Source organism: Stenotrophomonas sp. 05L414_2 (assembly GCF_056397905.1).
This window is the reverse complement of sequence record NZ_JBFTOJ010000003.1, coordinates 42,470-54,943: the sequence shown is the minus strand read 5'-3', so window position 1 is coordinate 54,943 and position 12,474 is coordinate 42,470. Positions and strand designations below refer to the sequence as shown.

Here is a 12,474-nt window from a genome sequence, read left to right as displayed (position 1 = left end):
GTCCAGCTCCACCACCACGCCGTCGGCGCGCAGGATCTCCACTTCGTACACGCCATCGTCCAGTTCCACTTCCAGCAGCTGGCCGGGGTGGCGCTTGAGCGCATCGCGCACCACGCCTTCCAGCGGCACGTAGCGGCCTTGCTGCACGGCGCGGCGCGCGACCTGCTGCGCCGGGTCTTGGGCAGGGCCGGCGGCGGTCGGGGCGCTGGCCAGGGCCAGCAGCAGGGACAGGGAGGGCAGGATCGGCACGTGAGTGGCTGGAAGCATGGGAACAAGTGACAGGCGCGAGTGTGCCGCGGCCGACTAACGGTTGGCTAACAGCGCCGGCTAGGCCGCTGTTAACCACGCCGTGCATCGTGGCGTTGCCGGGATGGTCCGRCACCGAACAGGAGAACCCCCATGTTGAAGTCGCTCACCCTCGCTACCGTTGTCGCCCTGGCCGTGGCCCCCGCCGTACAGGCGGCACCGCTGGGCATGGCCCAGGTCGAACAGACCCTGCGCAAGGCCGGCTACACCCAGATCCATGAGATCGAGCGGGATGATGGCCTGTGGGAAGCCGATGTCAGCCGTGCCGACGGTCGCTTCAGCGAGGTGTATGTGGACCCGAAGACCGGCGAGATCTTCGACGAGCACGAYRGSCGTGCRCAGCTGAGYACCGAGCAGGTGCTGGCCAAGGCGCAGTCGCAGGGSCTGCGYGAGATYCATTCGCTGGAACGCGAYGGTGCGACGTGGTCGCTGGAAGCGCGCAATGCCCGCAACCAGAAGGTGGAAGTGCGCCTGAGCGGTCATGACGGCCGCATCCTGCACAGCGAGCGCGATGGCTGGCTGGATTGACGCCTGCTTCGGGAAGGTGTGTCGACCAAGGTCGACACCTACCTGGTAGAGCCGGCCGCTGGCCGGCTGCTGCACGGTGTTTCCGGGATCAGGAGGTACCCGGCCAGCGGCCGGCCCTACCGTGCGCTTACCAGCCGTAAGGCGGCGGGTAATCCCAATAGCCCGGGCCACCACCGTAATACCCACCACCGCCGTACGGCCCGAAGAAGCCCGGGCCCTTGCCTTCGCTCACGTGGATGTTGACGTTGACCCCACGGGTCTTGCCTTCATCGTTGGTGTAGTTCTTGCTGAGATTCAGCGTGGCGGCGTTGTAGTGGGTGTTGCCGTAATTCTTGGCATAGCCGATGCCGGTGGTGAAGCTGCCGGAGACCTTGACCTTGTCGTCCTGCACGTCGGCGATCCTGCCGTCGCCATGCACGCGCGGGCCGGTCTTGTCGCCGTAGAACGTGCCGGGCGGATCCTGTTGCAGCGTCGGATCGTTGAGATAGCGCATAGGCGTCTGCGGCACGGACAGGTCCAGGCCGGACGCCTGCGGCGCGGTGGCGCCGGCGGCGGACTGCGCCAACGCGGTCCCGGGCAGGGCGGCCAAGCACAGCAGCAGGGTCAGGGGGCGGATCATGACGGCACTCCAGCGCAGAGGGGCCGCGCAGCACGCGGCGGTACAGGCCGACGCTAGCAGGCGTTGCTTGAATGATGCCTGTCGGCGCCCGTTTGCGGTAGAGCCAGGCCATGCCTGGCTTCACGCTACAACCGCCCGAACCCGAACAGGTCCTGGAGCGGGTGCCGGCGCCGCTCGATCCGTGCCCGCAGCAGCCCGGCGCCGATCATCGAATAGGTGATGCCATTGCCACCATAGGCCATGGCGAACTGTACCCGTGGCCCCCATTGCGCATGCGGCCCGAAGAACGGCAGGCCGTCAGCGGTCTCGGCAAAGGTGCCCGCCCATGAAAACGCCGGAGTCGGCTGCAGGTGCGGGAACCATTGCAGCAGCTGCTTCATCAGTTTGCGGGCCTTGCTGTCCACCCGGCCATCGCGGCGGGCGGGAATATCGATGGCATCGTCCAGCCCGCCAACCAACAACCTGCGGTCGCCAGTGGCACGCAGGTACAGGTAGGGGCGCGCGCTCTCCCAGACCATCGTGCGCTGCAGCCAGCCCAGCTCGTCGGCGTTGATCGGGTCGGTGATGAAGGCGTAGCTGCTGCGGTTGCGGGCCACGCGCGGGTCCAGCCACTGCTGGTTGGCATAGCCCATCGCCAGCACCACGTGGCGGGCGCGGATCTGCATGCCGGATTCGGTGCGGGCGGTTACGCCGCGCGCAGTGGGAGTGAGGGCATGCAGAACGGTGCGGTCATGCACCGCGCCGCCGCGCCGCTGCAACCGCCGCAGCAGCCCGTAAGTGAAGCAGTAGGGATCAACCCGTGCGGCCTGGCGGGTCAGCAGGGCGCCTCCGGCATCGACGCTGAAACGTTCCTGCAGCGCATCCCGGTCCAGCCAGCGCGCATCCAGGCCGATGCCACGGCGCGCCTCGCCTTCGGCCATCAGCCGCGGTACGTCACGGCGGCGGCTGGCCAGGTACAGGCTGTCCATCTGCTTGAAGTCGACGTCCTTCAGGCCGCGCGCGACCTCGCCCAATGCAGGGATCGCGTCCGCACAGGCCTGGTAGGCCAGCGCCGCAGCGTCCTGGCCATACTGCGAGGCCAGCTCCAGCAGATGGGTATCGATCTCGTACTGCAGCAACGCGGTACTGGCTGCGGTGCTGCCCCAGCCGATGTCACGCTGCTCGACCAGCGCAACGGCGTGGCCATTGGCCGACAGCTCATCGGCGATCAGCGCGCCGGTGATGCCACCACCGACCACCAGCACATCGCACTGCAGATCCTGTTCCAGCGGCGGAAAGGCTTGGATCAGGCCGTTGCGCACCGCCCACCACGGGTAACCACTCTTCAGGTCCATGCGAGGTCAGGCTCAGGCGGTGGGGTGGCCGGTATGCGGGGTCAGGATCAGTTCGGACAGATCGAAGCCCTGCAGGCGCGCGCTGGCCAGATAATGTTCCTGCACGGTGGCATCGAGCCGGGGCTCACGTGCCAGCAGCCACAGGTACTTGCGATCCGGGCTGCCGACCAGGGCAACGCTGTAGTCCGGCGCCACCTGCATCACCCAGTAGTCACCCTTGGCGAAGGGCAGCCAGCGCAGGCCCTTGGGCAGGAAGCTGACTTCCAGCCGCGCGCTGTCGTTGTCGATCGCGCAGGCCTCACCGGTGGCTTCCTCGATCTCGCCGTCCATGCGGCAGCGGTTGGTGACGCCCACGTTGCCGTTGTCGAGCAGCTGGTAATGGGCCGACACATCGGTGCAGCCCTCCGGCTCGTGGCGCATCGGCAGGCGGGCGATCTCGTACCAGGTGCCCAGGTAGCGGGGCAGCTTGAGGTCGGTGACGGTCTTCAGGGGAGGCAGGTCGGTCATTGTCAGGCGTGGCAGGAGAGGACCTCCACGATGCCGAGGACACTGCCACGGGCGGGTGAAGCCGGGGCGAGGGCCATGTCCAGAACATTCCGTCGCCCGGGCGGAGCGCGTGCCGTCATCGGCGCAGCGGTATGCTTCCGCCAGCGCCGCGTTTTTCCGATCCAACCGAAGTGGAGGTGCCGATGTACCAGGTGATCCTGTTGAAGAGTGAAACCCAGTTCGCCCGCGAGCAGTGGCCGCAGGTGGACGATCTGGTGGACTACGAAGGCGTGGCCTACAGCCTGCGCGCCGGGCCGCGCCAGCCGTTGCCGACCGACCACGCCTGGCACCCGATCGCGGTGTATGCGCCGGATGAGATCACCGAGGAAGAATTCCAGGACTGGTACGCGCTGCAGCAGCCGCAGGTGGAAGAGCTGCGCCTGAAGTACTGAGCCGCAACCAGCGGCCAGCGCCTGCGCATCCGCCGTTTACAGTACCTGCCGTATAGTCGCGCGCAGGCGCGGTGGTCCGCGCAAAACGGTGTGGCTGGCTTGTCTTCCTTCTTCCGAACGATCCTGGTGCGTGGCCCCTGGTTGGCCCTGCTGTTGTGCTGCACGCTGCTGCTGGCTGTGCCGGCGCTGGCCCAGGATGACGACCCCACGCCCAAGCAGCAGCTGGCACAGATCGACAGCACGCTGAAGGATGTTGAGCGCAAGCGTGTTGATGCCGAAGCCACCGAAACGCTGGGCACGCTTTCGGAAAATGCGTCACAGGCCAAGCGTGATGCCGAGGCGCTGGAAAAGACCCTGCAGCCGCAGCTGGACCAGCTCAACGAGCAGCTGACGCAGCTGGGCGAGGCGCCCAAGGACACCACTGAACCGCCGGAGCTGGCGGCGCAGCGGCGCACGCTGACGCGCCAGCGCGATGCCCTGGCGGCATCGATTGCCCAAGCCAAGTCCAGTGCCGTCCGTGCGCAGCAGTTGAGTGCGGACATCGACAAGCAGCGCAACGCGCAGCGCACCGAGGAACTGGGGCGCAAGGTCGCCTCGCCACTGTCGCCAACGCTGTGGCGGCAGGTGGCCGACCAGTTGCCGAACGATATCGCCCGCGTCACCCCTTTGGCCCAGCAGGGCCGGGCCGCGCTGACCACGGCCATTGCCACCCATGGCTGGGGCACGTTGCTGCTGGGGCTGGCGGCGGCACTGGTGATGATGTTCCCGCTGCGCCTGTGGCTGCGCGCGCTGGGGCGCCGGTTCGCTGCGTCCGAGCGTGCCCCCGACGGCCGCCTGCGCCGCTCTGGTCTGGCCATGTGGCTGCTGCTGGTGGGCACCCTGCTGCCCGGCTACGCCGTGGTGGTGCTGGTGGCTGCACTGGATGCCATCGGCGCGATTCCGCCGCGCCTGCAGAGCGTGGCCGAAGGCGTACAGGCGGCGACGTTTGCTGCGGCCTTCATTTCCGCGCTCAGCGCCTGCCTGCTGGTGCCCAAGCGGCCTTCGTGGCGGCTGCTGAACCTGGATGACACCGCCGCGCTGAAACTGCGCAAGTACGCCTGGGGTGCCGCGGCACTGGCCTGGCTGAGCACGGTGCTGGTGGCCATCGATCGCGCCACCCGCACCAGCGACGTCACTACGGTGGCGCTGGACGGCGTGATCGCGCTGACCTATCTGGGCCTGATCATGGCCATGCTGGTGACCCTGGCGCGCCTGCATCGGCGCCAGACCGCCGAGGCCGAGGCGAAGCTGGAAGCGCAGGCCGACGGCCAGGGCGCGGCCGTTCCGGTGCGGCGCAGCAGCTGGCTGGTGCTGGCACGTGTGGCTGGCAACATCGCCGTGGTGGCCGCGATCATCGCCACCCTGATGGGCTATGTGAACTTCGCCAAGTTCGTCAACCAGCAGCTGATCGGCGGCAGCATCGTGGTGCTGGCGGCGACGCTGCTGTTCAAGTTCGTCGATGATTTCTCCACCTGGCTGCTCAACGCCGACAGCAAGGTCGGCCAGACCATCCTGCTCAGCACCGGTCTGAGCGTGTCGCGGCTGGAGCAGGCCGGTGTGCTGCTGTCTGCCGTGCTGCGCACGTTCGTGGTGCTGATCGCGCTGCTGGCACTGGCGGCGCCGTTCGGCAACATCGGCTCGGTGGTCGAGCGCGTCGCTTCGCTGGCCAACGGCATTTCCATCGGCGACATCACGCTCAAGCCTGCGCGTATCGCCATCGCCCTGCTGGTGATGCTGGTCGGGTTGGGGCTGACGCAGCTGCTGCAGCGCTGGTTGACCGACACCTACCTGCCCAAGACCGAACTGGACCTGGGCGCGCGCAATTCAATCAGCACGATCACCCGCTACGTGGGCATCATCTTGGTGGCGCTGTGGGCGCTGACCGCCATGGGCCTGAACCTGAAGAACCTGGCGTTGCTGGTCAGTGCGCTGTCGGTAGGTATCGGCTTCGGCCTGCAGGCGATCATCCAGAACTTCGTCTCCGGCCTGATCCTGCTGGCCGAGCGGCCGGTGAAGATCGGTGACTGGGTGAAGCTGGGCGATCAGGAAGGCGACATCCGCCGCATCAACGTGCGCTCCACCGAGATCCAGGTGAGCGACAAGTCCACGCTGATCGTGCCCAACTCGGAACTGATCACCAAGACCATCCGCAACATGACGATGGGCAACAACCAAGGCCGCATCCAGATCCAGTTCGCGGTGCCGGCCAGCACCGATGTCGCGGGACTGCGGCAGGCGCTGCTGGATGCCTACGGTGCCCACAACACGGTGCTGCAGCAGCCGGCGCCGTCGGTGTACATCGACAGCATCGCTGGCGGCCAGATCACCATCAACAGCTTCGCCTACGTGGCCAGCCCGCGGCAGGTGTATGGCACGCGCAGCGATCTGTACTTCAGCCTGCTGCAGATCCTGGCCGAGCGGAACATCCCGCTGTCCACGCCGACCGACATCCACATCACCCGCGATCCGCCGCAGTAAGAGGGTCGGTCTGCGCCCTGCACCCGCCGAAGCGGTAGTGCCGGCCGCTGGCCGGCAACCTCAGGAGCAACAGCCGAAGCTGGTTTCCTGTGGGATGGCGGGGTGGGTCCGGTTGCGGGGGACGCCGTAAACCCGTCATTGGGGGCTTGGCCGCGGCATCCATGCCGCGGACACCCCCGCAACCGGACCCACCCCGCCTTCGACAGATTTCTGCGATCTGGCGGAATTGCATGGCGTGCTCCTGGGGTGTCGACCTTGATCGACACGTAGACCCACGCCATGCGTGGATGCTCTTCAATGAACTATCGAAATATTCGATTTCATGCAGATGGGGTCAGATCCGCTTTCCGTAAGAAAACGGATCTGACCCCGGATTGATTTCCATATCTGACAGAAGTGTCGACCAAGGTCGACACCTACCGACAGCTGCAGGAATCTGTCAGAGGCGGGGAGGTGTGGGTTGGCAGGACCGTTGGCGCCATGGATGGCGCCATCGAGCCCCCAAGGACGGGTTTACGGCGTGTCCTGCCAACCCACACCGCCCCGCCATCCCACGGAACACCAGCTGTTGCTGTTGCTGTTGCTTTGGCTGTTGCCGTTGAGGTTGCCGGCCAGCGGCCGGCACTACTGCTTCGGCAGGTGCAGGGCGCAGCCCTGCCGAACCCCTTTACCCCCGCGGTCGGCCGCGCGAGGGCACAAGTGCGAAGGTATCCACCGCCAGCTTCTCGGCATGGTTCAACCACGCGCGGATTTCCAGATCATCCACTTCGTGGTCGAGCCCGAATGACACGTTGATCTTGCCATCGGCATCAGGCTGCACCCACTGCTGGGCCAGCACCACCTTGCGCTGCGAGGACACCGCTTCGATCCAGAAACCGCGATCCGGGCGCGTGCTCGCCACCAGCTGCAGCATGTACTGGCCGGCGCGGGTACGGCGGCCCTTCTGCGTGATCATGTGCGCCTGGCGCACGCTGGGGCGGGGGCCTTGGAAGGCATCCAGTGGTGCATCCACGTCGATGCCGTTGCGCAGCTGGCCGTCCCGGTACAGCTTGATGCCGTTGTCGCGGTTCACCAGCAGCGCGCACCAGTCGCCGTCGGCCGAGCCATCCTCGAACGCGGTGCAGCGATCGACGTAGGCGAGCGTGTTGTCCGGGTCGGCATCGTCGAACTGGCGCGAGGTGTTTTCCAGGTACACCGATTTCAAGTCCCAGTCCTTGTCGTAYTCCAGCAGCACCGGCGGCTGCACGTGCTGCAGGCCCACCACCACCTGGTCGTCGCCGTCGATCTTCAGCTGCCGCGTCGGCTCACCCAGCCACAGCGAGCGGGCGAAGGCCAGGTACTGCGGATAATCGCGGCCGCCATCGCGGCGTGCCGCGGCGCTGGCACTCGGCGCGCGCTTGTCGTCCAGCAGCGAACGGCCAAAGCCCATCGTCTGCAGGTTCGGATCGAGCAGGCTGAGCAGGGTGGCCCCGGAATCCAGGGTCGAGCCGTCTTCAGCGGCCAGCTGGCGCGGGGCGACGCCATCACCGAGGAACAACAGCAGGTTCTCGCGCTTCTGCTTGGTCAGGATATGGCTGAGGTCATTGGGCATGGCCAGGTGATCGGAGGCGATCACGATCAACGTGTCCTTGCCGTACGGGCTGGCCTGGATGCGTTCGACCAGCTGCGAGATCAGGCGGTCGGTGCACTTGAGCGCATTGAGCATGCCGATGTTGCCGTACTGGCTCTGGTAGCGCTCGCCCTTGCAGGCCACCGGCAGGTGCCCGGCCGGGTGGTGCGTGTCCATGGTCAGCGTGGTCAGCATGAACGGCGCATCCTGTCGCGACAGCTGCTCGAAGCGCTGGTAGGCGGTGTCCAGCAGCACGTCGTCATGCACGCCCCACGCCGAGTAGTGGATACGGCCGATCTTCTTCTGCTGCTTGAACCACGCCAGGTCATGCACTTCATCGAAGCCGTGGCTGGCCAGGAACTGGCCCTTGCCGGCGAACTGGCCGTTGGCACCACCCAGGTAATGGTTGGTGTAGCCCTGCTGCTTGAGATAATCGCCCAGGCACACGGCCTTGGGCAGGAAGCTGCCCATGCGGTCCATGCTGTTCTCATCCCCCTGCGAGGTGGTCAGCGGCACGCCGCACATCGACGACACCAGGCCGGCGATGGTCCAGCCACCGCCTTCGGCCGAGGCCAGGCCGCGTACATCCAGCGACCTGGCCGCCAAGCGGTTGAGATTGGGCATCAGGCCGGGAAACACGGCCTCATCCAGATAGGTGCGCTCCAGGCTCTCGCCGTAGATCCAGACGATGTTGCGTGGGCGCTGCAGGGCCTGCGTGGGCACCTGGTATTCGGGGGCGATACGGGCGAAATCCACCGGGCGCAGCTGCTGATAGAGGCGCTGCCCGTCACGTGCCAATGGACTGATCATGATCGTGGCCACCCACAGCACGGCGAAACCGGCAAACCATGCACCACCGGCTGTGGGGCGGCGCCAACGCTTCACCCGCGTAGCGAACAGCGGCAGCAGCGACACGGCGGCCAGCACGATGAAGCCGGCGATATAGCCCTTGAAGTCGGCGACTCCGGCGCCTTCCATGTCCGCACCCAGGTGGTACAGGGTGGCGGCGTTGAGTCCGTCACCGGACAGCTTGTCGATCAGCCACCAGGCACTGAGCGCCAGCAGCAACAGCGAGAACAAGCCTGCTTTCCACCACACCCACTTTGCGGACGCGAGGAACAACCAGGACAGCAGCAACAGCGACAGCAGCAGAATCCAGAGCATAGGCAGCTTCGGCAGTGACGGGGTGGCGATGGACGTCGTACCGACGCGTGTCCATCCGACCGGCGCTGCTGCAAGCACATCTGCATGACAGGCCGATGACCCGATAGTGCATGCACGAACCTGACTGAAATGTTTGTTGAAATCGAGCGCGCGATATCACGCTGCGAACGTAAATCGAGCGTGAAAACTCACGCTCGATTGCATTAAAAAACTGCATGAATGCACTGTTTTCGCTGATCCACGCCGAGCGTGGATGCGACACTATCGATGCCCGCGTTCCTCGCGCGAACGCGCACGGCGATCGAACAACAATGCGCTGGTCACGATGCCCAGCCCAAGCACCACGCCGATCAACAACAGCACCAGTGCGATGGCGGGATAGCCCAGCACATGCCAGCCGGTGTCGATCTTCATCATCATTGCCGCCGCCATGATCAACGCGGCGCTGATGATGCCGGCGGCTACGCGGTTGGCGATCTTCTGCAGGTTCTCCATCAGCCGCGATTCTTCCAGCCCGGTCACCTTCATCTGCAGGCGGTTCTCGGCCAGCAGCGCCATGATGTCCGACAGCTTGCGCGGCCCGTCGCGCAGCAGTTGCTGCAGCTCCATCGCCTCGCTGGCCAGGTTGGCGGCCGACAGCGATTTTTTCAGGCGCGCGCGCATCACGTGCTGCAGCTGGCGTTCGACGATGCGGCGCGTGTCCAGATCCGGTGCCAGCAGGCGGCATACGGTTTCAAGGTTGAGCAGCGCCTTGCCCAGCAGGCTCAGCTCCGGTGGCGTGCGCAACCCGGATGAGGTGGCGATGCGCACCATGTCCAGCACCACGCGCCCTTCGGAGAAGTTCGCGCTGGCGGCATAGCGTGCGATCAGCTGGCCGGTCTCGCGCAGGTAGCGCTCCTCATCGAATGCCTCCAGCCGCGTGCTGATGCTGATCAGGTCGTCGGCCACTTCCTCGCCGCGGCCATCGACGGCGGCAAACAGGATCTTCAGCAGGCGCTCGCGCAGCCGCGGCGGCATGTGCGCGACCATGCCCAGGTCGAAGATGGCCAAGCGCCCGTCAGGCATCACCCGCAGGTTGCCGGGGTGCGGGTCGGCGTGGATTTCGCCGTGCACGAAGATCTGGTCCAGGTAACCGCGGATCAGCGCCGCCGCCAGCGGGTCCATCGCCTGTTCGGTGCGGCGCACATCGGGAATGGCATCCACGCGCACGCCGGTGGCCAGTTCCATGGTCAGCACGCGATGGCTGCTGTAGTCCCACAGCGGCTGCGGAATCCACAGGCGCCGGAACGGCTTCAAGTGCCGGCCGAAACGCGACAGGTTCTCGGCCTCGGCGTGGTAGTCCAGCTCCTGCATCAGCGTCTTGGCGAATTCGTTGAGCCAGTCGCGCAGGCGCACGCGGCGACCGATCTGGGTCAGATGGTCGGCGGCCAGGGCGAAGCTGCGCAGCACCTCCAGATCCGAACGCAGCTGCGCGGCCACCTCGGGCTTCTGCACTTTCACCGCTACCTCGCGGCCGTCATGCAGTACCGCGCGGTGCACCTGGGCGATCGACGCGCAGCCCAGCGGTTGTGGGTCGAATGCGGCGAACAGCTTGTTCACCGGCGCCCCCAGCTCCTGCTCGACGATGGCGTGGATGCGTTCGACCGGAATCGGCGCCACCTTCTCCTGCATGCGCTCCAGCGCGGTGGCGAACTCCACCGGCACCATGTCCGGGCGGGTCGACAGCATCTGCCCCAGCTTGACGAAGGTGGGCCCCAGCGCTTCCAGGTCACTGACGAACTGCTCCGGATTGCCGTCCGGTGGCACGTCGGTGTGGCTGCCGGCAGCGTCCAGGTTCATGCCGGAGAACACGCCGGAATGGCGGTAGCGCATCAGCAGGCGCAGGATCTGGCTGCGCCGGTTCATGCCTCTGATCAGCGGCGGATTGCCTGTGGCGGTGGACGGATTGCTCAAACGACACTCCTCGAAGACGACGACCCGATGTCCGTGATCCCGCCGCCGGCGGGACCGGATTACGCTTCCAGTGTCCCTGCCGCCCGGTGGGCGCGCGGTGAACCCGCTACCGCAGGTGGCGCCGGATCGGTCAGAATCCGCTCATTCCCTTTACTGGATCCCCCATGGCCGGTGCCAGCCTGTTTGCCCTGCTTGACGATATCGCCTCCCTGCTCGACGACGTCTCGGTGCTGACCAAGGTCGCCGCCAAGAAGACCGCCGGCGTGCTGGGCGACGACCTGGCGCTGAACGCGCAGCAGGTAACCGGCGTCAACGCCAACCGTGAATTGCCGGTGGTGTGGGCGGTGGCCAAGGGCTCGCTGGTGAACAAGGTGATCCTGGTGCCGGCGGCGCTGGCGATCAGTGCGCTGGAAGCCTGGCTGCACAGCCGCGGCTGGAACGTGCCGCTGATCGTGCCGCTGATGATGATCGGCGGCGCCTTCCTGTGCTTCGAGGGCGTGGAGAAGCTGGCGCACCGTTTCCTGCATTCTGCCGATGAGGACGCCGAACACCAGGCCGAGCGGCGCAAGGCGCTGGCCGATGCGCAGGTGGACATGGTCGCGTGGGAAAAGGACAAGGTGAAGGGCGCCATCCGCACCGACTTCATCCTCTCGGCCGAAATCATCGTGCTGTCGCTGGGCGTGGTTGCCACGGCGTCGTTCATCAACCAGGTCAGCACCCTGGTGGTGATCGCGCTGGCGATGACCGTGTTCGTCTACGGGCTGGTCGCCGGCATCGTCAAGCTGGACGACCTGGGCCTGTACCTGTCGCGCAAGGGCGCGGCGCTGGCGGCAGTCGGCCGTGGCCTGCTGGTGTCGGCACCGTGGCTGATGAAGTTCCTGTCGGTGGCCGGTACCGCAGCGATGTTCCTGGTTGGTGGCGGCATCCTGGTGCACAACGTGCCGGCGCTGCACCACGCGGTGCAGGCGCTGGGCGGTGAAGGCCAGTGGGGCTGGCTGGTCAACGCGCTGGGCAACATGGTGGTCGGCATCATCGCCGGTGCCATCGTGCTGGCGGCGGTGACCGGGTTTCAGAAGCTGCGCGGCAAGTAAGCGCCGGCCCGCTGCCCGGAAGAGGCCGACCTTGGTCGGCGGTTTGTTGTCCGCGCGTGCCAACCAAGGTTGGCACCTACCCAGCGGTTTCCGGTGCCTTGCCCGGAAGAGGCCGACCTTGGTCGGCGGTTTGTTGTCCGCACGTGCCAACCAAGGTTGGCACCTACCCGGCGGTTTCCGGCGCCTCGCCCGGTAGAGGCCGACCTTGGTCGGCGGTTTGTTGTCCGCGCGTGCCAACCAAGGTTGGCACCTACCCAGCGGTTTCCGGCGCCTTGCCCGGTAGAGGCCGACCTTGGTCGGCGGTTTGTTGTCCGCGCGTGCCAACCAAGGTTGGCACCTACCCAGCGGTTTCCGGTGCCTTGCCCGGTAGAGGCCGACCTTGGTCGGCGGTTTGTTGCCCGCGCGTGCCAACCAA

General features: G+C 66.4%; 10 protein-coding genes. 4 read left to right on the top strand and 6 right to left on the bottom strand.

Annotated features, from left to right (window positions below):
* On the bottom strand, window positions 1-243 hold a 243-nt coding region (locus tag AC1DJN_RS01180; RefSeq protein ID WP_478038612.1), incomplete at its 3' end, for a PepSY domain-containing protein.
* Between the two features lie 156 nt (window positions 244-399).
* On the opposite strand from AC1DJN_RS01180, the gene AC1DJN_RS01175 reads away from it, so the two are divergent.
* Window positions 400-834, top strand: a complete 435-nt coding sequence (locus tag AC1DJN_RS01175) for a PepSY domain-containing protein (protein ID WP_478038610.1) — start codon at window positions 400-402, stop codon at window positions 832-834.
* A 127-nt stretch (window positions 835-961) separates the two neighbouring features.
* Here the strand turns inward: AC1DJN_RS01175 and AC1DJN_RS01170 are convergent, their stop codons facing one another.
* The 3 genes from AC1DJN_RS01170 to AC1DJN_RS01160 all read right to left on the bottom strand — a co-directional run bounded on the left by AC1DJN_RS01170 (window position 962) and on the right by AC1DJN_RS01160 (window position 3,294).
* Complete coding sequence (locus AC1DJN_RS01170; RefSeq protein WP_025874569.1) at window positions 962-1,453, bottom strand: hypothetical protein; 492 nt, start codon at window positions 1,451-1,453, stop codon at window positions 962-964.
* A 125-nt stretch (window positions 1,454-1,578) separates the two neighbouring features.
* Window positions 1,579-2,787 (bottom strand): NAD(P)/FAD-dependent oxidoreductase, encoded by a 1,209-nt coding sequence (locus tag AC1DJN_RS01165; protein WP_312964959.1) that lies wholly within the window; start codon window positions 2,785-2,787, stop codon window positions 1,579-1,581.
* A 12-nt stretch (window positions 2,788-2,799) separates the two neighbouring features.
* Complete coding sequence (locus AC1DJN_RS01160; protein WP_033832422.1) at window positions 2,800-3,294, bottom strand: lipocalin family protein; 495 nt, start codon at window positions 3,292-3,294, stop codon at window positions 2,800-2,802.
* Window positions 3,295-3,476: 182 nt separating this feature from the next.
* On the opposite strand from AC1DJN_RS01160, the gene AC1DJN_RS01155 reads away from it, so the two are divergent.
* Complete coding sequence (locus AC1DJN_RS01155; protein WP_025874572.1) at window positions 3,477-3,725, top strand: hypothetical protein; 249 nt, start codon at window positions 3,477-3,479, stop codon at window positions 3,723-3,725.
* A 90-nt stretch (window positions 3,726-3,815) separates the two neighbouring features.
* The gene (locus AC1DJN_RS01150) at window positions 3,816-6,242 is read left to right on the top strand and encodes a DUF3772 domain-containing protein (RefSeq protein WP_442251422.1); all 2,427 of its coding nucleotides are present in this window, start codon (window positions 3,816-3,818) and stop codon (window positions 6,240-6,242) included.
* A gap of 667 nt (window positions 6,243-6,909) precedes the next feature.
* On the opposite strand, the gene AC1DJN_RS01145 is transcribed toward AC1DJN_RS01150, so the two are convergent.
* Both AC1DJN_RS01145 and AC1DJN_RS01140 read right to left on the bottom strand, forming a co-directional pair.
* Complete coding sequence (locus AC1DJN_RS01145) at window positions 6,910-9,015, bottom strand: phosphoglycerol transferase I (protein ID WP_313115216.1); 2,106 nt, start codon at window positions 9,013-9,015, stop codon at window positions 6,910-6,912.
* Window positions 9,016-9,276: 261 nt separating this feature from the next.
* Entirely contained in the window at window positions 9,277-10,920 is a 1,644-nt protein-coding gene (locus tag AC1DJN_RS01140) for an ABC1 kinase family protein (protein ID WP_223483053.1), read from the bottom strand.
* A gap of 212 nt (window positions 10,921-11,132) precedes the next feature.
* On the opposite strand from AC1DJN_RS01140, the gene AC1DJN_RS01135 reads away from it, so the two are divergent.
* The gene (locus AC1DJN_RS01135; RefSeq protein WP_025874576.1) at window positions 11,133-12,059 is read left to right on the top strand and encodes a DUF808 domain-containing protein; all 927 of its coding nucleotides are present in this window, start codon (window positions 11,133-11,135) and stop codon (window positions 12,057-12,059) included.
* Window positions 12,060-12,474 lie beyond the last annotated feature (415 nt).

Bases quoted from the DNA above. Each gene is read 5' to 3' on its own strand.
- AC1DJN_RS01155 (WP_025874572.1), top strand. From the start codon at position 3,477: ATGTACCAGGTGATCCTGTTGAAGAGTGAAACCCAGTTCGCCCGCGAG.
- AC1DJN_RS01140 (WP_223483053.1), bottom strand. From the start codon at position 10,920: ATGAACCGGCGCAGCCAGATCCTGCGCCTGCTGATGCGCTACCGCCAT.
- AC1DJN_RS01170 (WP_025874569.1), bottom strand. From the start codon at position 1,453: ATGATCCGCCCCCTGACCCTGCTGCTGTGCTTGGCCGCCCTGCCCGGG.
- AC1DJN_RS01135 (WP_025874576.1), top strand. From the start codon at position 11,133: ATGGCCGGTGCCAGCCTGTTTGCCCTGCTTGACGATATCGCCTCCCTG.
- AC1DJN_RS01165 (WP_312964959.1), bottom strand. From the start codon at position 2,787: ATGGACCTGAAGAGTGGTTACCCGTGGTGGGCGGTGCGCAACGGCCTG.
- AC1DJN_RS01160 (WP_033832422.1), bottom strand. From the start codon at position 3,294: ATGACCGACCTGCCTCCCCTGAAGACCGTCACCGACCTCAAGCTGCCC.